The sequence below is a fragment of the Mycobacterium deserti genome (assembly GCF_025345615.1).
In the GTDB taxonomy this organism is placed as follows: Bacteria; Actinomycetota; Actinomycetes; order Mycobacteriales; family Mycobacteriaceae; genus Mycobacterium; species Mycobacterium deserti.
Genome location: NZ_JAODWD010000005.1, coordinates 376,690 through 394,908, shown reverse-complemented (window position 1 = coordinate 394,908; position 18,219 = coordinate 376,690). Strand labels below are relative to the sequence as shown.

The window sequence follows — 18,219 nt, the reverse complement described above, 5'->3', positions numbered from 1 at the left end:
GCCAGTACTGAGCGAGGTTGTCGCCCGCATGACCTCACTTTCTGGCAAGACCGCACTGGTGACCGGCGCCTCGCGAGGGATCGGACGCGCCATCGCACAGCGACTGGCTGCCGACGGCGCGCTGGTCGCCGTGCACTACGGCACAAACGACGCTGCGGCCGCGGAAACCGTTGATGCGATTCGCGCCGCGGGCGGCGAGGCATTCGCGGTCCGGGCAGAACTCGGCGTCGAGGGCGACGTCGACACCTTGTTCGCGGGACTCGAGGGTGAACTCGGTGGCCGTCGGTTGGACATCCTCGTCAACAACGCCGCCATCGCCACCGCTGACGCCACCATCGACAAGGCAACGCCCGAACAGTTCGAGCGGGAGTTCGCCATCAACGTGCGGGCGCCGTTCTTCATCACCCAGCGAGCACTGCCGCTGCTCAGCGACGGCGGGCGCATCATCAACGTGTCTTCGGGCGTCACCTGGTTCGCGACACCGCAGATCGTGTACTCGATGACCAAGGGCGCGCTGAACGTCCTCGGCCGCTCATTGGCCAACACACTCGGGGAGCGCGGCATCACGGTGAACAACGTGGCGCCCGGCGTCACCGACACCGACATGAACTCGTGGCTGCACGACAGCGACGATGCGCAGAAGGGATTCACGAACATCACGGCGCTCGACCGGATCGGCAAGGCCGACGAGATCGCCGATGCTGTCGCGTTCTTCGCGTCCCCCGACAGCCGCTGGGTGACGGGTGAGACGCTCAACGTCAACGGCGGGATGTATCTCGGGCCGAAGGAGAAGTTGCTGCCGAGCTAGCCGTCAGCGTGCGCGTTTTACAATGAACTCGACGGTGCGTTGGCCGTTGAACTCCGGGCGCGGCGACGTGGTCATGTCGACCTGCTTGCGCGCCTGCTCAATGACCGGCGTGTCCGGGTCGAGGACAGACAGGTAGACGTCGTGCTGCGCGAGCGACGTCACCGCACGCTCGAAGCATTCGCCGTCGATCACCTCGGCATGCGTGGGCTCGGGTCCGTTCTCGAACAACCAACGCGGCGGGCTCTCGAGCGAATCATAGGCCGCGGCAACGGCATTGGAGAACTCGATGTGGTCGCGCTGGTTGGGTTGGCCGGGCGCCCACTGCGGACCGCTGTAAATCGTGATGACCAGCTCCGGCGCCAGTGCGGTGATCGCCTCGACGATCTTCGCCCGCAGCTGCGGCGTATTGCGGATATCGCTGTCGGGGAAGTCCCAGAACTGGACGTCCTGGACGCCTACGACGGCGGCCGAGCGCAGCTGCTCCTGCTCTCTGCGCGCGCCTGCCTCCGCGGGCGCCATCCCCTCGATGCCGGCCTCCCCGCGACTCCCAGCGCGTAATGCACCGCCTTGCCCTGGCCGGTCCACTTGGCCACCGCGGCCGCACACCCGTACTCCGGATCGTCGGGATGCGGGACCAGCAGTAGCGCAGTGCGCCACTGCGTCGGGAAGGGCTCGAGCATCGCCGCTATGTCACCACCCCGTGCACGACGATCGCGGTCGTCTGGACAACCCAGTCGTCGCCGAGGGTCTCGTCGGGCACCAACAGAACGCGCAGCAGGGTGGCTCCGCCGATCACCTCGACCAGCCGGTCGGGATCGATGTTCGGGTGCACCTCGCCACGCTGCACCGCGTCGGCCAGTCGGGAGCGAACGGCGGCGAAGACGTCGGTGAACCGGGCCATCACCCGGGTGTTGAGTTCGGCGTCGGCGGCCACGTCGGCGATCAGGCCGGGCAGCGCGGCGCGCACCACAGGAGTGGTGAACACGTCGCGCGCCGCTGCGAGCATCGCGCGGATGTCGGCGGCGATGTCGCCGGGCGGCGTCTCGATAGCGGTGGGCGCGGCCGGGAACGCGGTTTCGTGCACCAGTTCGGCCTTGCTCGACCATCGTCGGTACAGCGCGGTCTTCGTGGTACCGGCCCGATCCGCCACCGCGGCCATCGTCAGATTCGAATATCCGATTTCCACAAGCAGATCCGCGGTGGCGCGCAGTATGGCAGCGTCGATGCGAGGGTCCCTCGGCCGTCCGGCCGTCGGGGCCTTGTCAACCGGGGACGGGTCTGCTTTCATAACGCTACCCACCGTATCGTAATCGTCGGCCGAAGGAAGAAATAAGTGGCAAGTGAACCGGCTGTCGAAGATGTCAGTCGCCTCGAGCATTCGAGTCGCGACCTGTCCAAGCTCCCCGAGGTGATGGCGCGCTGGTTGTCGACGGTGCTGCCCGGCGGCGTCACCCCGGAGATCACCGTCGAGAGCGGGGTCGATGCGAACGGCATGTCGTCGGAGACGATCATTCTGACCGGCCGCTGGGACGAGAACGGCCAGGTGGAGCAGAAATGGGTGGCCCGCGTCGCCCCGGCGGCCGAAGACGTTCCGGTGTTCTCCTCCTATCGGATGGACCATCAGTTCGACGTCATCCGGCTGGTCGAAGAGAAGACCGATGTGCCGGTGCCGCGCGTACGGTGGCTGGAGAGCACCGGTGAGGTGCTCGGCACACCGTTCTTCCTGATGGACTACGTCGAGGGCCGCGTGCCGCCGGACGTCATGCCGTACACCTTCGGCGGAAACTGGTTCGCCGACTCCCCCGCCGAGCGCCGTCGCGAACTTCAGGACGCCACCGTCGGGGTGATCGCGCAACTGCACTCGATTCCGGAACCGCAGAACACCTTCGGATTCCTCGACGACGGGTCCGATGACAACGCGTTGCGGCGCAACCTGAACTGGCTGCAAGACTGGTATCGGTTCGCCGTTCCCGACATCGGGCGCTCCGAATTGGTGGAGCGGTCGCTGGACTGGCTGGAGGCGAACTGGCCCGCCGAGGCCGCGGCGAGCGACCCCGTCCTGGTGTGGGGCGACTCCCGCGTCGGCAATGTGCTGTACTCCGGGTATCAGCCCGCCGCGGTCCTGGACTGGGAGATGGCGACGCTAGGCCCGCGCGAGATGGATGCCGCCTGGATGATTTTCGCGCACAATGTTTTCCAGGAGCTTGCCGGGCTGGCCGGCCTGCCCGGTCTGCCGGACTTCATGATCGAGCAGGACGTCAAGTCGCACTACGCCGCAATGACGGGCGTGCAACTCGGCGACCTGAAGTGGTTCTACGTCTACTCCGGTGTCATCTGGGCGTGCGTGTTCATGCGGACAAGCGCCAGGCGGGTGCGCTTCGGCGAAATCGAGAAACCCGACGACGTCGAGTCGCTGTTCTATCACGGTTCACTACTGCGCCGGCTGATCGGCGATGAGCGCTCGAGCGAAGAGCCAACCAAAGGAGCTGACGCCTGATGCTGGGACCGACCGATGAATTCCCGATTCACCAGATCCCCCAGCCCATTTCGTGGCCCGGGGCGTCGGACCGCAACTTCTACGACCGCTCGTATTTCAATGCGCACGACCGCACCGGCGACATCTTCCTGATCACCGGTATCGGGTACTACCCGAACCTCGGCGTGAAAGACGCCTTCGTTCTGGTGCGCCGTGGCGACAAGCAGACGGCCGTGCACCTGAGCGACGGCATCGACGCCGACAGGCTCAATCAGCACGTCCTGGGGTACCGCGTCGAGGTGGGCGAGCCGCTTCAGAAGTTGCGGGTGACGCTCGAGGAGACCGAAGGCATCGCCCTCGACTTGAGTTGGGAGGGTTTGTTCCCCGTCGTGCAGGAGCAACGCCACGTGCTGCGTACCGGCACGCGGGTGACGCTCGATGCGCAGCGGTTCGCCCAGGTGGGCTCGTGGAGCGGAAAGATCTCGATCGACGGCGACGAGATCGGCGTCGACCCGGCGGTGTGGATCGGAAGTCGTGATCGGTCATGGGGCATTCGCCCGATCGGCGAACCCGAGCCGGCGGGCCGGCCCGCGCATCCTCCGTTCGAGGGCATGTGGTGGCTGTACGTCCCGATGGCGTTCGACGATTTCGGTATCTGCCTGATCATTCAGGAGGAGCCCGACGGGTTCCGCAGCCTCAACGATGTCACCCGGGTGTGGCGCGACGGCCGGGTCGAGCAGCTCGGCTGGCCGCGGGTGAAGATCCACTACAAGTCCGGGACGCGAATTCCGCACGGAGCCACCATCGAAGCGACCGCCGGCGACGGCTCTCCGGTGCGCTTCGACGTCGAGTCGAAGCTACCGGTGCCCATCCACGTCGGCGGCGGATACGGCGGCGACTCGGACTGGGTGCACGGTGTGTGGAAGGGCGACAAGTTCACCGAGCGTCTCACCTACGACATGACCGATCCGGCGATCGTCGGCCGGGCGGGCTTCGGCGTCATCGACCACGTCGGCCGTGCCGTGTGCACCGAGGGCGGCAAGACCGCCGAGGGCTGGGGGTTGTTCGAGCACGGTGCGCTGGGGCGCCACGACCCGTCAGGATTCGCCGACTGGTTGACCGTCGCCCCCTAGCGATTTCGGCGCGCTGACGATCGGTGAGCGAACGTTAGGGCACCGAAATCGCGAAAAGTAGGGCGGCGGCGGCGGCCTCGACCAGGCAGTAGAACCAGTTGGGGTAGAACGGCGTTCGGTCACCAAGCAACGCGGCCACCAGCCGCCCCAACGCCATCCCGGCCAATGCGGCGCCGACGGTGATCAGTACGCCTTTGCCGATGTCCCCACCCACGATGGCGGCATACCCCAGAACGCCCGCGATCGCGAGCCCGAACCCGCCATAGACCGCGCGCACCTCGGATCGCGCCGCGGCGTCCCCCAAGCGGATGCCGAACGGTCGGATGATGGCCGCCGGTGCGACGAGCGCGTAGATCCCCATGCCCGCGAAGAACACACCGATCACGATGATGACAGCGTGCGCCAAGGTAGCCTCCTAACGATCGACGAGGAGACCAGCATGGGCGATGCGGCGACGGAAGCGCTTCCACAAACCTGCTGCCCGACGGTGTGGCTGTGGCCGGGCCAAGCCATGTATGCGGGTCCCAGCCTCAACCTCGCACCACACTCGGGATCGGTGTGGTGCTTCGCTGCCGGCATCGGCGGGCCATTGACCGTGACCACGCCCGACGGGGCCCCGCGGCAAGCGCGCAGCGTCTTGATCCCACCGCGAGTGACCCACCAGATGGTCTGCCACGGCGCGGGATTGGTGTCGTGCTATCTGGAGCCGACGTCCGCGCGCGCCGAAGCCTGCCGGTCGGCCATGTCGGAGTGGATCGGCCCTATCGGACTGACGCACACGGCCGAGGACCGGCTGTTGGCCATGCCGCAGGACGACGAGAGCGCTTCTCGCTGGCTGGATTCGGCCGCCCCGGCAACGCAGCGGGCCGTCGATCCGCGCATCACCGCCGCGGCCCGCAGAATCAGAGACGATCCCGCCACCGCGGTGTCATCGCGCGAGCTGGCCGGGCAAGCGGGCGTGTCCGAATCGCGGTTCCTGCACCTGTTCCGCGACGAGCTCGGAACAAGCCTGCGGCGTTACCGGATCTGGGTGCGTCTGGTGCATGCGGGCACCGCCATCGCGGCCGGAGCCAACCTCACCGAAGCGGCGATGAAGGCCGGCTTCGCGAGTCCTTCGCATCTCGCCGACCGGTTCAAGACGACGTTCGGGCTATCAGCTAGCCAGCTGCTCGCGACGGGGTTGACGGTACGGACGCCGTAGCCACCCGCCCGAACACCATCGACTCGTCGATGCGGTCGAACCGGTGGTCGATCGCGTCCAGAACGTAGTTGTGTCGCACGTTCCACGGTCGGTGCGTGCCCGACTTCGGCAGCACGTGTGCCGAACGCTTCACATAGCCGGCGTTGATGTTCCACGCCGGCTTCTCCGGCATCGGCTTGCCACCCAGGTGGGGGTAGGCGTGCGTATAGCCGTGAGAGTCCATGTGCGCGATCAACTTCGCGAAAGCCTTCGCCGTCATGTCGGCGCGCAGCGTCCACGACGCATTGGTGTAGCCGATGCACCACGCCATGTTCGGCACGTCCTCGAGCAGATACTCCTTGTAGACGAACCGGTCGGCGGGCTTGACGCCGACCCCGTCGATGCTGATCTCGATGCCACCGAGCGCCTGCAACTGCAGGCCCGTCGCGGTGACGATCACGTCCGCGTCGAGGCGCCCGCCCGACTTCAGCACGATGCCGTCCGCGTCGACGTGATCGATGTGGTCGGTGACCACTTCGGCACGGCCCTCGCCGACATGCTCGAACAGATCGTTGTCGAGCACCAGGCACATCCGCTGATCCCACGGGTCGTACCGCGGTTTGAAGTGCACATCGACGTCGTAGCCGTCGGGCAACGCGGCGATCGTCCGGTTCCGGATCAGCCACCGGCCGAAACGGGGCGCCTTGCGGAACATGAAGTAGGTCAGCACGTGGAACAGCGCGTTACGCATCCGGACCACGGCGTGAGAGGCCCGCAGCGGCAGCGCTTTCCGGATGAAATCCACCATCGGATCGATCCGCGACATCGACATCATGTACGTCGGCGAGCGCTGCAACATGGTCACGTGCGCCGCCTTCTGCGCCAGTGCGGGGATCAGGCTGATCGCGGTGGCGCCGCTGCCGATGACCACGGCCCGCTTTCCCGAGTAGTCGAGATCCTCCGGCCAGAACTGGGGATGCACCACGTCGCCGCGGAACTGCTCGATGCCGGGGAACTCCGGGGTGTAGGGGGCGTCATAGCTGTAGTAGCCGGTGCCGAAGAACACGAACCGCCCGCGGTAGAGCTTCTCCTGCGGACCGTCGGGACCATCCTGGACGGTGCGCACCGTCCAGGTATCGGTCGTCGAGTCCCACTCGGCCGACTGGACGTGGGTGTTGAACCGGATGTGACTGTCGATGCCGTACTTGCGGGCCGTCGCGGTCAGATACTCGCGGATGTACTCGCCGTCGGCCACGTTCTCCGGTCGGGTCCACGGCTCGAACGGGTAACTCAGCGTGAAGATGTCGCTGTCGGAGCGAATGCCCGGATAGCGGAACAGGTCCCACGTCCCGCCAATGCGGGCACGGCGCTCGAGCACCGTGTAACTAAGCCCGGGATTCTTCTCGCGAATGCGGTACGCCGCGCCGATTCCCGAGATCCCCGCGCCGATGATCAGCACGTCGGAGTAGTCCGCCTGGTCGGCACCCATCCCGCAGCCTCCTTTGGTCCGGCTGGGTACCACGATAGGGGTCAGCCCTGCAGCGCGTCGACGATCTCGGCCAGGGATTCGACCGCGATGGGACCGGGCTGGTAGAGGCAGACGCGGTCGGACACGCCTTCGACGCGGTCGCGGATGTGCGCCGCGACGTCGACGGGGCTGCCGCACGCCGCGATGGTGTGCAGCATCTCGTCGTCGATCAGCGTGCCCATCTCCTCCCATCGCCCCTGTTTGGACAGCGTGTTGAGTTCCGGCTGCAGATCCCCCCAGCCGTGCACCTCCAGGACGGGCCGGTACGCAGGCGTCGACCCGTAGAACGCCAGCAGCCGACGGGCCGCCGTGTGATCTCGATCTTCGGAGCCGACCGACACGATGATCTCGGGAACCACCGCGAAGTCCTCGAGGCGACGTCCCGACGCGTCGAGGCCGTCGCGCACCGCGGGCATCGTCACCTCGGCCAGGAATCGCTTGGACCCGAACGGCATCACCAGCAGCCCGTCGGCGGACTTCGCCGTGGCATGGGTCAACCGCGGTCCCAACGCGCCGACATAGATCGGCGGCGGGGCGGGCAGGGGGCCGCGCGGGGTGAAGGTCGGCGTCATCAGGGTGTGCCGGTAGTACTCGCCGCGGAAGTTCAGCCGTTCCCCGGTGGTCCAGGTGGTGAAGATGGCGCGAAGCGCGGCCACCAGTTCGGTCATGCGCGCGACCGGTTTGTCGAAGTCGGCGCCGTAGCGCTTCTCGATCTGCGTGCGGATCTGGGTGCCCAGGCCGAGGGTGAACCGGCCGCCGCTGAGCAGCTGGTGGTCCATGGCCTGGTGTGCGAGATGGATTGGATTGCGCGGGAACGCGATCGCCACATTAGTCATCAAATCCAGCCCGCCGACCGTGGAGGCAAGGGTCAGCGGAGCGAACACGTCGTGCGGTCCCTCGAAGGTGAATACGCCGCTGGCGCCCGCCTCCCGCAGCGCGTGTGTCCGTTCGATCGCATCCATTGGTCCGAACAGCGCCGTCATCACCTTCACGGCGTGAGAGCCTAGTCGGGTGACCATGCCAGCCAACGCCGACGTCGTCGTCGTCGGCGCGGGATTCGCAGGCCTGGCGGCCGCCCGGGCCCTGGTGCGATTCGGCCACTCCGTGGTCGTTGTCGAGGGTCGCGACCGGGTCGGGGGTCGGTCGATGACGACGACCATCGCCGGTGTTCCGGTCGACCTCGGGGCGACGTTCGTCGGCCCCACCCAGGATGCCGTCGTCGCGCTGGCCAAGGAACTGGGCTGCGCAACCGAACGCACCCACACCCGCGGCAAGAACCTGATCCGCTGGCGGGGCCGGACGCGGTCCTACCGCAGCACGATCCCGAAGTTGTCGATCCTGGAACTGGTGGACGTGTCGCGCATCCAGTGGCGTTTCGAGCGGGTATGTCGCCGCGTGCCGGTGAACGAGCCGTGGACGTCGCCGATCGCCGAACTGCTCGACAGCAAGACCCTCGACCAGTGGCTGCGCTATGTGCACGCCAACGCCTCGACGCGCGACCTGATGGCGATCATGGCCCGGGTGACGTGGGGTTGCGAGCCCGACGCGGTGTCGATGCTGCACGCCGTGCGCTACGTCAAGGCCGCGGGCGGTATCGGGCGCATGCTCGACGTGCAGGGCGGCGCGCAGCAGGATCGCTTCCCCGCAGGCACGCAGCAGATCGCGGTGCGCATGGCCGACGAACTCGGTCCGCGCGTCGTGCTGAACACCGTGGCGCGACGCATCGAACGCCATGCGGACGGCACGCTGTCCGTCGGGACGGACAGCGGTGAGGTGGCCGCTCAAGCCGTCATCATCGCCGTCCCGCCCGAGCACCGCGCCAACATCTCGTTCGAGCCGGACCTGCCCCCGGAGCACCAGAAGCTGGCCGCGCACTGGCCGCAGGGCAATCTCAGCAAGGCCTACGCCGCCTATGAGACGCCGTTCTGGCGCGCGAACGGCTGTTCGGGTGAGGCGCTGTCCGATGAGGGGCCGGTGTTCATCACGTTCGACGTCAGCCCGGGTGACGGCGGCCCCGGGATCCTGTTGGGATTCACCGATGCGCGGTCTTTCGACCCGCTGCCCGGCCCGGAGCGACGCGAACGCGCGCTGACCGGGTTCGCGACACTGTTCGGCGACGCGGCGATGACTCCGACCGACTACGTCGACCATCGTTGGAGCGCAGAAGAATTCGCACCCGGCGGCCCGACGGCCGCCGTCCCTCCCGGATCATGGACGACGTACGGCCCGTGGCTGCGCAAGCCGGTCGACGGAATCTATTGGGCGGGAACCGAAACCGCCGACGAATGGACCGGGTTCCTCGACGGCGCGGTCCGTTCAGGGCAACGGGCCGCCGACGAAGTGCACCGGCGGCTGTCGGACTAGGAGCTGGCGCGGCGCTGCTGCGTCGCCGATTCGACCAACCACCGCAGGTGCTTGTTGACCTCGTCGGGGCATTCTAGGATCGCGCAGTGTCCCCCGGACAGCTCGACGAACTGCGCGAGATTCGGTACCTCTCTGGCGATTCGGCGCGACGACACCATCGGCAGCAGGCGATCTTTCTCGCTGCCGATGACAAGGGTCGGCACCGTGAGGTTCTTCACGCCGATGTGCTGCGGACCTAGGTGGTCGACGAGCGTGCGGGCCCAGCCACCGCGCCCGGCGGCCGGCGTCGTGGTGAACAATTCGAAGACGAACTCGGCGACGGCGGGGTCGGCGTCGCGACCCACGGCCAGTGTCGAGACGACGCGCCTGCTCGGCAGGTCGACGGCGCGCACCAGCGGAGCCGCGCCCAGCGTCTTCAGCAGGGTTCCCCCGGCCCGCACCCTGGCCGCGGCCAGCGGCGGCGGCACCGGCAGGAACCGCAGGTGCCGCAACAGGTCCCCGGTGGTGGTGTTGATCAACGCGACCGCGTCGGCGCGCTGCGCCACCCGCTCGGGATGACGCTCGGCCCACGAGGTGATCGCGATGCCGCCCATCGAATGCCCGCCGATGACGGCACGTTCGCCGGGTGCCAGCGTCGCCTCCAGGACCGCGTCGAGGTCGGCGGCCAGATGGTCGAGGCTGTAACCGTGGCGACGGTGCGGCACACCGCTGCGCCCGTGGCCGCGGTGGTCGAAGGCGATGACGCGGTGGTCGCGGGCCAGGTCGGCGATCTGACACGCCCATACGCGCAGCGCGCAGGTGATGCCGTGCGCCAACACGATCGGATAGCCGTCCTCGGGTCCGAAGACCTCGGTGTGCAGACGGACGCCGTCGCTCGAGCGAACTTCAACGACACGACTGGGCGGTAAGGACTGGGCGGGGGCGAAGGTGCGGGAATGTCGGCTGGCCCGTCGGCGCTGCCGCATCTGAGGTCCCATATGAGCTCCGATCGACTCCGGCAACGCTGCCGGATAAGTGAGCTTATCGTCCGCCCGATCGGATCTGGCGCAGGATGTGAGATGGTGACGCGCACGCGAGGAGCAAGGAAGACGTCGACGACGAGAGGACGGCCGATGCGCGCGATACAGATTGCCAGCCTGGACGGACCGCAAGCCGCGAAACTCGTCGAGGTCGACGAACCCGACGGCGACGGCCTTGTCGTCATCGACGTGCACGCGGCCGGGGTCGCCTTTCCTGACGCTTTGCAGTCGCGCGGGCTCTACCAGTACAAGCCGGACCTGCCGTACACCCCTGGCGCGGAGATCGCGGGGGTCGTGCGCAGCGCTCCCGAGGATGCGGGGCTGAACGCGGGCGACCGGGTGTGCGGGTTGACGATGCTGTGCGGTGCGATGGCCGAAGTCGTTGCGCTGCCCGCTGACCGGGTCTTCACGCTGCCCGACTCGGTGTCGTTCGAGGCCGGCGCCGGACTCCTGTTCAACGACCTGACCGTGCATCACGCGCTGCTGACCCGCGGCCGGTTGGCCGAGGGCGAGACGGTGCTGGTGCACGGCGCCGCGGGCGGTGTCGGCACGTCGGCGCTGCGGTTGGCCCCGGCGTGGGGCGCCTCCCGGGTCATCGCGGTCGTGAGCTCCGAGGACAAACGCGCGGTCGCGCAGGCGGCGGGCGCATCGGATGTCGTTCTGGCCGAGGGCTTCAAGGACGCGGTCAAGGAGATGACGGGCGGGCGCGGGGTGGACATCGTCGTCGACCCGGTCGGTGGCGACCGGTTCACCGACTCGCTGCGCTCACTGGCCCCCGGAGGGCGACTGTTGGTCATCGGGTTCACCGGCGGCGAGATCCCGACGGTCAAGGTGAACCGGCTGTTGCTCAACAACGTCGACGCGGTCGGTGTCGGCTGGGGCGCGTGGGCGGGAACGCATCCCGGCTATCTCTTGGAGCAGTGGGCCGAGCTCGAGCCGCTGCTGGCGTCGGGCAAAGTGGCCGCGCCCGACCCGGAGGTCTATCCGATGGAGCGCGCGGCCGACGCGATCGCGTCACTGGAGGACCGCTCTGCCAAGGGCAAGGTCGTCGTCAAGCTGCGCTGATCAGAGGTAGGGGTCGGACCAAGCGCTGATGATGCGGGCCGCCCGCGCCGCCTGGTTCTTGCCGGTCAGCAGATGGTCGGCACCTTCGAGCGACACGAAGCTGCGGGGATGGCGGGCGGCGCGGAAGATCTCGCTGGCGTTCTTGATGCCGACGGTGTTGTCGGTCGGCGAGTGCATGACGAGCAGGGCCCGACGCAGCGATTGGATCCGCTCGTGCAGATCGACGGCGCGCACGTCTTCGATGAAGTGGCGCTTGAGGGTCAGCGCCTTGCCGCCGATGAGGAACGGCGCCTCCCCCTCGGACTCGATGCGCTCGCACAGGGCGTCGTAGGCGTGCTCGACGTGAGCGGGTTCGTACGGGGCGCAGACGCTGGCCACCGCCTTGACCGTCGGGCACTCATGGGCGGCCGCGATGACAGCCGACCCGCCGAACGAGTGGCCCACGAGCAGACGCACCTCGCGGCCCTCGTCGTTCATGAACTCGACCGCGCGGGCGGTGTCGGCGACCTTGTGGGAGAACGACCCGTCGCCCCAGTCCCCCTCGGAGTCGCCCAGGCCGAGATTGTCGAATCGCAGCATGCCGATGCCTTCGCCGGCCAGTTGCTTGCAGATGCGGCTGGCGGCCGGGCTGTCCTTGCCGAGCGTGAATCCGTGCGCGAAGACACCCCATCCACGCACGTCGCCTTCGGGGACGTCGACGAGACCGGCCAGGGTCGGTCCGGAGGTGCTGGTGAATCTGACGCGCTCGGCCACGCGCGCCATCCTGTCACCATGTGTCGCCGATCACGTTTGGGGGTACGCCCTGTGCCATGGCAAACCGAATCGTCATCGCTGCTGCCCTTTTGGCAGCACCCATCGCCGCGCTGAGCGGATGCAGCACTTCAGATCAGGCCGACGAGCAGACCACGTCGAGCAGCGCGGCGCCCGCGGGCACCGAAAGGTTGACCGCGCAACTGAAGACGGCTGACGGCACGCCGGTCGCCAACGCGACCCTGGACTTCGCGAACGGGTTTGCAAGGGTCACGGTCGAGACGATCGAAAGCGGCATTCTCAGCCCGGGCTTTCATGGGATGCACATCCACTCGGTCGGCAAGTGCGAGGCCAGTTCGGTGGCCCCCACTGGCGGCGAGCCGGGTGACTTCCTCTCGGCGGGCGGACATTTCCAGGCCCCCGGGCACACCGGCCATCCGGCAAGCGGTGACCTCACCGCGCTCGAGGTCCGGTCGGATGGGTCGGCGGAATTGGTGACCACCACCGACGCATTCACCGCGCAGGATCTCCTCGCTGGAGAGGGCACCGCGCTGATGATCCACCAGGACGAAGACAACTTCGGACACATTCCGGACCGCTACAGCCAGGGCGACGGCTCCCCGGGTCCGGACCAGGACACGCTGGCCACCGGCGACGCGGGTGGCCGGGTGGCCTGCGGTGTCATCGAGTCCGTGTCGGCCACCACCTCGTCGTCGACGACCACCACCACCACGACGACCACCACGACGCCGACCACCATCACCGAGACGACGGTGATCAGCCCGACGACGATTGTGCCGCCGCCGGTGACGCAGACGACGACCCCCGCCACCACGACCGTCACGACGGCGACCACCACGACGACGGTGCCCACGGAGACGACGACTGAACCGCCGCCTCCTCCCGGGCAGGGGTAACTCCCTTAGCGAGGAAGCCCGACCTCGCGTGCTTCGCGTTCGGCCAGCGCCTTGAACACGAGCAGTTGCTTACGCATCATCAGCAGGTTGACCAACGTCCAGGTCTGCCCGATCACCCAGGGACCGTCGAACAGTGCCCGCACATGCAGACGCGTTCCGGTGCCGTCCGGCCGTAACGCGTAGGTGTTGACGACCGTGTTACCACCCGACATCGCGCTGCCTTCGCGCGGCCGCAGCGTGAGATGCTCGTTTTCCTTGAACGACGCCAGCTCGAAAACATAGGTGCGGCCGAAGATTCGGACGAAAGGCTGCCCGACCGCGAGCTCGGTGAGCGCAGGAGTACGCGTGCGCGGGCTGCGCCTGCCGGTGTTGTCCAGGAGGTCGTAACTGTAGGGCGCAACGCGCATCTGGCACAGCCAGGCGAACACCATCGCGGGTGTCGCGTCGATGGAGATGGCGCGGTCGACGCGTAAGGCGCCAGGCAATAGGGCGTCGCAGGGCAGGTTCGCCGCTCGTTCTTGCGCGGTGACGTTCCAGGAGGTTCCGATCATGAACCGTACATTACCGTTCATCTATATAGATAGCAATGCATAGACGGTGCAACACCGAAATTCCCGTCATAACGGAGGCCCACCAGGCGCGATCATGAGTACATGACGACTGCGCTGACGAGGATGGCCAATTGAGCGACCACTCAACGTTTCTGCTGTGGGCGTCGTTCGCCGTGATCGCGGCCGTGTCGCTGATCCCGATGAACTTCATCAGCGACCGGCGCACCGGGCGGCGCATCTACTGGTGGGGCTGGCTGATGGGCACGGCAGGCATCGCGGTGGCAATGTCCGGACGCGAGGGTTGGCGCGCTGCGATCGTCGGCGCGGGCGGGTTATTCGTCATCGGAGTGATCACGGCGTTTCGCTATACGCCGTACCTGAAGGTCGGCGGACAGATCTTCGCCTCGAGCCGATGGGACCGGCAGCCCGACCCGGGCGACCAACCAGAAGTACCATTTCGCCCCCTGACGGCCGATGACGTTCGCAGCGCCTCTTTTTCGCGACCGTTCGGCCAGCAGGGCTACAACCCCGGCGAGGTCGACGCGTTTGTCGAGATGATCGCCGGCCGCTTGGAGAGGGCGAACGCTTTGACCGCCGACGACATCGGGGGCGTGAAGTTCGGACGGCCCAGAGCGTTCGTCCGCGGCTACGACCCTCATGAGGTCGACGAGTTCCTCGCCGCCGCAGCAGAAACGCTGGCGCGTCTAGACAGCTTCGGTGAGGCCTAAGTCGCGGTAGATGTTGGGCCGTTCAGCTTGGGCGTCGGGCAGGAAACCGAAGATCGGCCAATCGTGGATCTGGCCCTTGCGCAATTCGAAGGTGAAATCGGCGCCGGGTGTTGTTATCGCCTTCTGCTGCAACAGCAGTACATCCGGGGTGCGAAGGTCGAGTTCGCCGGCATAGACGGTCGTCGGGGGCAGGCCCTCGAGTGATCCGAACAACGGGCTGGCCAATGGGTTTCGGGTGCCGTCGGGATCCTCGGCGGTTTCAAGCCCCCTCGACCACCACAGCCCGTTGCGCTTGGAGCTGGCCGGGCTCAGCAGCGGATCGTCGACCTTCGCGACGTCGGGGTTGCTCAGGCTCGAATCGAGCGCAGGGGCCAACAACACCATGCGGCCCGGCAGCGCCTCCGCGAGGTCGCATTCCGTATCGCTCTCGCATCGGCGGACCAGCTCCTGGGCGGCGGCCAATGCGATCGAACCGCCGGCGGAATCGCCTAGCACGCTGACGTTTTCGGCGCCGTGCTCGGCGACCTGGGCTGCAATGAAGTCGGCCATCACCGGGATCACCGACTTCGCGGTGCCCCCGGTGCCTTCCGCGTTGGCGAGCGGATACAGCGGCACCACAACGGTCGCGTCCGTTGCCCGCGCCAGATCGGCGTACGTCGACCAATGGAAGAGGCTGGCCGTGGAGATGAACGAGCCGCCGTGCACGGCGACGACCACCTTCTCCGACGGGTTGCGCGGCGCGAGTGTCCAGACCTTCCAGCCGTTGTACTCGCCGCTGCGCACGTTGAGGCCATAGGTCACGAAGAACGGCGGAACTCCGTCGGTGAAAACCGGAATCTTTGCGCTGGTGCCGTTGAGCTCAATGCCGAAGGCGCCCAGGATGGGCTTGATCAGCCGCAGTCCGGCGACGAACACCTGCGTGATCAACGACGGCCGCCCGGTGAACTCGGCCTCCTCGACAACGGCCGCCGTCTGCGCGCTGAGGGTTTGGATCGCCGGTGGGTGCCGTTGTGGCTCGACAAGCGCTTCTCCGATCTCGCGACGGGCAGCGGCCGCCAGTACCCACGCCGCGGGAGGATCGGCGGGAGCTGGCACGTCACCGTCGTTGGCGAATGGCGCGAGCACCGCGGTGAGCACGCTGGTGATGACGTTAGCGGGGGCCTGGGGGGCGGGCTCGGAGTCGAGCGCGACGGTGCGCTGCTTGCGGATCGGCTCAGCGGGGCGCGGCGCTGCGTCGACCGTCGGCTGGAGCACGACTTCGGGCACGGCGGGGTCCGCTTCTCGCGGCTGGGCCACCGTCACCGTGTGGGCCGTGGTGTTCGACTGCGGCGACGGCGGGGTGGCCTCGGTGGGATCCTCGTCATCCGCGCGGTCGCGACGATCGTCGCGGTCGTCATCGGCAGGAGGCTCTTCCTTCGGCTCTTCGTCTTCGTCTTCTTCGTCTGGCGCCACCACTTCGTCGGGCGTCTCGATCTGCGCTGTGCCGCCCGCGCTCACCACACCCGCGGGTGCGGTACGCACGTCGTCGCCCGATACGTTCGACGGAGGCGAGTTCGGATCAGCGTCAGTGCCGGTGTCGGGTGACGATGACTTCGTCTGCGAGGCATCGTCATTGGACGTGTCATCCGAACGGGCACTGGAGTCCGCAGGTTCGGCGACGGCAACGCCCGCGACTCCATGTCCGGTGACGACCGCAGCACCGACGCCGAGCGCGACCGCCAAGGCGCCGATCCGTCCGACATGATCCGCCGCGCGCCACGAGACAACCGCCATCGTCGACTCCATCCCCGCTGTGCCCGGCTGGCAGCGTTGCCGGACTATCCGGTGGATACGGTCGCATGAGTGCCGTGCGGACGGGGTCGATTTGGGGCGAATGGAAACTCGCCAGCGGGACAGGGCGGAGGTGTGTGTGGTGCCAGAACGCAGTGTCACTCTGGAGACGCTGGGAGCGTGGGTCATCAAGTGCAATCCGCGCCGGACGCCTGTCGATCCGATGCTGGCGGTCGGCGAGACCAAGAGATCCTGGTGCATCGCCGACAATTACCGCTCGGAACTCATCCGGCCAGGTCATCGAGTGCTGTTCTGGGTGTCGGCGCACCCGCAACGGGGATTCTGGGGTGCGGGGCGCATCACCGGCGATGTGACGGTCGATGAGGCCGGCGGGCTTCATGTGCCGGTACGCATCCCGTTGTTCGCCGAGCCGCTGACAGCCGCCACACTCAGCTCGGTACCGGGTCTGCGCTCGCTGGAGGTGTTCCGTTCGCCGCAGCAAGCCAACCCGTCCTGGGTGAGCGCGGCCGAACTGGCGCTGCTCCACCCGCTGCTGCCGCCGGCGTGATCGCCTCGGGAAGTCAATGAAAACGGCCCCCGGAGAATCTCCGGGGGCCGTTTCATCTAGTAGCGGGGACAGGATTCGAACCTGCGACCTCTGGGTTATGAGACAGAAATCTGGAGTTTCGGGGTACCGGCTATTTCCCATTTGTGCAGCTCAGTGCGGGTGTGCCCCCCGAGCGGTTCCATCTGATTGCACCCGTTTGGGCCCGTTTCGCAGAGTTGTGTTCCCAAATTTGTTCCCAAATATCGGGTCCGCTGCGACCGTGGGGAACGGTCGCAGCGCACTTCTGACGACGTTTCAACTCCCGTGGGTTAGACGACACACCGCTAGCTATGCGGCGCCCGTGGCTGCACCGTTACGCGTGTTCGATCACGAACTGACGGATACAAGCATTGACCTCGTCAGGAACTTCGCCCGGCAAAGAGTGCGTGGCGTTAGGCTACAGGCTATGTCGCTAGTGGGGCACTACCGCCTTCATCCGCGCAATCCCTTTGTCCGAATCATGAATACTGTTGCCTGCCAGCAGAACCTGTATCGGTAGCTGTGTCGAACGGAGTAGACGATCGCTAGGGAAGAACGGCGACGCCACGCGCACGGGTGGCGCGAAGGCCGCGAATCCGGCGCCGAACAGCCCAGTAAGTCTGGCGGTAGAGCTACCCGGTGCGGGGTTACCCGTCACCGATGCCGCAAAGCGTTTAGCGCGCGCGGAATTCGGGCGGCCGATAGTGGCGAAAAGATTCCGCCAAAACCACTGGTAAGTCCTTGTCACCGTGTTGGCCGGATCGACTGGTCGGACGCGTCCGCTCCGAGTGTCGCCGATGACGATCGGTTGCCACCGGTTAGGTGACTCGCCGAGCGTGGTCTAGCGCCAACTGGGTTGCGTAACCACTCGTTCCATGCGGTGGGGGTATCGTCAGTGGGTATGAGTTATGCAACGTGGGAGGAGGTTCCGGACCGTCTCTTGGCGCTGGAGAACCCGCCGCGAAGCGATGTAGATCGCATCTGGCGCGAGGACCGAACCCGGATCCGGTGTCGGAGTTGCGACCGCCACTACATCGCGAGAGTGTCTGATACTCCAGATTGTGAGGATTGCCGCTCGGGTAACCCGCCGAGGCCCCTGCCCGAAGTCCAGGAGTTGGCAGAGGAAAAGATTTCGCAAGCGAGGTGACCAGAAGCGCCCGCCGGTCGAAACAACGGGGGCGCAATGTGTCACACGTTCAGCCCGCAAAGCGTCCTTCAGAAACAAGTGTCACTAGCTACACGCCGTACGAGTGACTGCGCCGAACACCACCACCCGAGGACCGGGTTCGTAGCACTGCGTGGCTCGCGGGGGCTAGGGTCGCGGTCTAGGGGCAAAAGGGAGGG

General features: G+C 67.0%; 17 protein-coding genes and 1 pseudogene. 9 read left to right on the top strand and 9 right to left on the bottom strand.

From position 1 onward, the window contains the following. The first annotated feature begins 28 nt into the window (after positions 1 to 28). Positions 29 to 808, top strand: coding sequence for an SDR family NAD(P)-dependent oxidoreductase (locus N4S67_RS21725; RefSeq protein WP_260995079.1), 780 nt, complete (start codon positions 29 to 31; stop codon positions 806 to 808). Between the two features lie 3 nt (positions 809 to 811). Here N4S67_RS21725 and N4S67_RS21720 read toward each other — a convergent pair. Next, positions 812 to 1,488 (bottom strand): annotated as a pseudogene (locus N4S67_RS21720) (PIG-L deacetylase family protein). A gap of 5 nt (positions 1,489 to 1,493) precedes the next feature. Next, positions 1,494 to 2,096: a TetR/AcrR family transcriptional regulator gene (locus N4S67_RS21715; RefSeq protein WP_260995078.1), complete on the bottom strand. Its 603-nt coding sequence runs from the start codon at positions 2,094 to 2,096 to the stop codon at positions 1,494 to 1,496. A gap of 45 nt (positions 2,097 to 2,141) precedes the next feature. Here N4S67_RS21715 and N4S67_RS21710 point away from each other — a divergent pair, with 45 nt between their 5' ends. Both N4S67_RS21710 and N4S67_RS21705 read left to right on the top strand, forming a co-directional pair. Beyond that, the gene (locus N4S67_RS21710; protein WP_260995077.1) at positions 2,142 to 3,305 is read left to right on the top strand and encodes a phosphotransferase family protein; all 1,164 of its coding nucleotides are present in this window, start codon (positions 2,142 to 2,144) and stop codon (positions 3,303 to 3,305) included. Then, complete coding sequence (locus tag N4S67_RS21705) at positions 3,305 to 4,417, top strand: hypothetical protein (protein ID WP_260995076.1); 1,113 nt, start codon at positions 3,305 to 3,307, stop codon at positions 4,415 to 4,417. The genes N4S67_RS21710 and N4S67_RS21705 overlap by 1 nt, the downstream gene beginning before the upstream one ends. Before the next feature lie 34 nt (positions 4,418 to 4,451). Here N4S67_RS21705 and N4S67_RS21700 read toward each other — a convergent pair whose 3' ends face one another. Further along, positions 4,452 to 4,823 carry a DUF4345 domain-containing protein gene (locus N4S67_RS21700; RefSeq protein ID WP_260995075.1) on the bottom strand — a complete coding sequence of 124 codons (372 nt, stop codon included), beginning with the start codon at positions 4,821 to 4,823 and terminating at the stop codon, positions 4,452 to 4,454. A 33-nt stretch (positions 4,824 to 4,856) separates the two neighbouring features. Between N4S67_RS21700 and N4S67_RS21695 the strand changes: the two genes are divergently transcribed. Further along, positions 4,857 to 5,618 (top strand): helix-turn-helix transcriptional regulator, encoded by a 762-nt coding sequence (locus tag N4S67_RS21695; RefSeq protein WP_260995074.1) that lies wholly within the window; start codon positions 4,857 to 4,859, stop codon positions 5,616 to 5,618. Here the strand turns inward: N4S67_RS21695 and N4S67_RS21690 are convergent. Continuing rightward, positions 5,575 to 7,086: a flavin-containing monooxygenase gene (locus tag N4S67_RS21690; RefSeq protein ID WP_260995073.1), complete on the bottom strand. Its 1,512-nt coding sequence runs from the start codon at positions 7,084 to 7,086 to the stop codon at positions 5,575 to 5,577. The two genes, N4S67_RS21695 and N4S67_RS21690, sit on opposite strands and share 44 nt — an antisense overlap. A gap of 41 nt (positions 7,087 to 7,127) precedes the next feature. Further along, positions 7,128 to 8,108 carry a TIGR03617 family F420-dependent LLM class oxidoreductase gene (locus N4S67_RS21685; RefSeq protein WP_260995293.1) on the bottom strand — a complete coding sequence of 327 codons (981 nt, stop codon included), beginning with the start codon at positions 8,106 to 8,108 and terminating at the stop codon, positions 7,128 to 7,130. 34 nt (positions 8,109 to 8,142) lie between these two features. Between N4S67_RS21685 and N4S67_RS21680 the strand changes: the two genes are divergently transcribed. Then, positions 8,143 to 9,489, top strand: a complete 1,347-nt coding sequence (locus N4S67_RS21680; protein WP_390893482.1) for a flavin monoamine oxidase family protein — start codon at positions 8,143 to 8,145, stop codon at positions 9,487 to 9,489. On the opposite strand, the gene N4S67_RS21675 is transcribed toward N4S67_RS21680, so the two are convergent. Continuing rightward, positions 9,486 to 10,454, bottom strand: a complete 969-nt coding sequence (locus tag N4S67_RS21675) for an alpha/beta fold hydrolase (protein WP_260995292.1) — start codon at positions 10,452 to 10,454, stop codon at positions 9,486 to 9,488. The genes N4S67_RS21680 and N4S67_RS21675 overlap by 4 nt on opposite strands. Before the next feature lie 147 nt (positions 10,455 to 10,601). On the opposite strand from N4S67_RS21675, the gene N4S67_RS21670 reads away from it, so the two are divergent. Then, the gene (locus N4S67_RS21670; protein ID WP_260995071.1) at positions 10,602 to 11,573 is read left to right on the top strand and encodes an NADPH:quinone oxidoreductase family protein; all 972 of its coding nucleotides are present in this window, start codon (positions 10,602 to 10,604) and stop codon (positions 11,571 to 11,573) included. On the opposite strand, the gene N4S67_RS21665 is transcribed toward N4S67_RS21670, so the two are convergent. Continuing rightward, positions 11,574 to 12,326, bottom strand: coding sequence for an alpha/beta hydrolase family protein (locus N4S67_RS21665; protein ID WP_260995070.1), 753 nt, complete (start codon positions 12,324 to 12,326; stop codon positions 11,574 to 11,576). It lies immediately after the preceding gene. A gap of 56 nt (positions 12,327 to 12,382) precedes the next feature. On the opposite strand from N4S67_RS21665, the gene sodC reads away from it, so the two are divergent. Then, a complete protein-coding gene (sodC, locus tag N4S67_RS21660; protein ID WP_260995069.1) occupies positions 12,383 to 13,240 on the top strand; it encodes a superoxide dismutase[Cu-Zn] in 858 nt (285 codons plus the stop codon). Between the two features lie 5 nt (positions 13,241 to 13,245). On the opposite strand, the gene N4S67_RS21655 is transcribed toward sodC, so the two are convergent. Beyond that, entirely contained in the window at positions 13,246 to 13,791 is a 546-nt protein-coding gene (locus tag N4S67_RS21655; protein ID WP_260995068.1) for an SRPBCC family protein, read from the bottom strand. A gap of 131 nt (positions 13,792 to 13,922) precedes the next feature. On the opposite strand from N4S67_RS21655, the gene N4S67_RS21650 reads away from it, so the two are divergent. Continuing rightward, entirely contained in the window at positions 13,923 to 14,519 is a 597-nt protein-coding gene (locus N4S67_RS21650) for a DivIVA domain-containing protein (RefSeq protein WP_260995067.1), read from the top strand. Here the strand turns inward: N4S67_RS21650 and N4S67_RS21645 are convergent. Continuing rightward, positions 14,496 to 16,292, bottom strand: a complete 1,797-nt coding sequence (locus N4S67_RS21645; RefSeq protein WP_260995066.1) for an alpha/beta hydrolase — start codon at positions 16,290 to 16,292, stop codon at positions 14,496 to 14,498. The two genes, N4S67_RS21650 and N4S67_RS21645, sit on opposite strands and share 24 nt — an antisense overlap. A 139-nt stretch (positions 16,293 to 16,431) precedes the next feature. Here N4S67_RS21645 and N4S67_RS21640 point away from each other — a divergent pair, with 139 nt between their 5' ends. Further along, positions 16,432 to 16,857 carry a hypothetical protein gene (locus N4S67_RS21640; protein WP_260995065.1) on the top strand — a complete coding sequence of 142 codons (426 nt, stop codon included), beginning with the start codon at positions 16,432 to 16,434 and terminating at the stop codon, positions 16,855 to 16,857. Positions 16,858 to 18,219 lie beyond the last annotated feature (1,362 nt).

Coding starts and splice junctions, on each gene's coding strand:
- N4S67_RS21725 (WP_260995079.1), top strand. CDS start 29: ATGACCTCACTTTCTGGCAAGACCGCACTGGTGACCGGCGCCTCGCGA.
- sodC (WP_260995069.1), top strand. CDS start 12,383: ATGGCAAACCGAATCGTCATCGCTGCTGCCCTTTTGGCAGCACCCATC.
- N4S67_RS21675 (WP_260995292.1), bottom strand. CDS start 10,454: ATGCGGCAGCGCCGACGGGCCAGCCGACATTCCCGCACCTTCGCCCCC.
- N4S67_RS21655 (WP_260995068.1), bottom strand. CDS start 13,791: ATGATCGGAACCTCCTGGAACGTCACCGCGCAAGAACGAGCGGCGAAC.
- N4S67_RS21670 (WP_260995071.1), top strand. CDS start 10,602: ATGCGCGCGATACAGATTGCCAGCCTGGACGGACCGCAAGCCGCGAAA.
- N4S67_RS21695 (WP_260995074.1), top strand. CDS start 4,857: ATGGGCGATGCGGCGACGGAAGCGCTTCCACAAACCTGCTGCCCGACG.
- N4S67_RS21685 (WP_260995293.1), bottom strand. CDS start 8,108: ATGACGGCGCTGTTCGGACCAATGGATGCGATCGAACGGACACACGCG.
- N4S67_RS21705 (WP_260995076.1), top strand. CDS start 3,305: ATGCTGGGACCGACCGATGAATTCCCGATTCACCAGATCCCCCAGCCC.
- N4S67_RS21690 (WP_260995073.1), bottom strand. CDS start 7,086: ATGGGTGCCGACCAGGCGGACTACTCCGACGTGCTGATCATCGGCGCG.
- N4S67_RS21680 (WP_390893482.1), top strand. CDS start 8,143: ATGCCAGCCAACGCCGACGTCGTCGTCGTCGGCGCGGGATTCGCAGGC.
- N4S67_RS21715 (WP_260995078.1), bottom strand. CDS start 2,096: ATGAAAGCAGACCCGTCCCCGGTTGACAAGGCCCCGACGGCCGGACGG.
- N4S67_RS21645 (WP_260995066.1), bottom strand. CDS start 16,292: ATGGCGGTTGTCTCGTGGCGCGCGGCGGATCATGTCGGACGGATCGGC.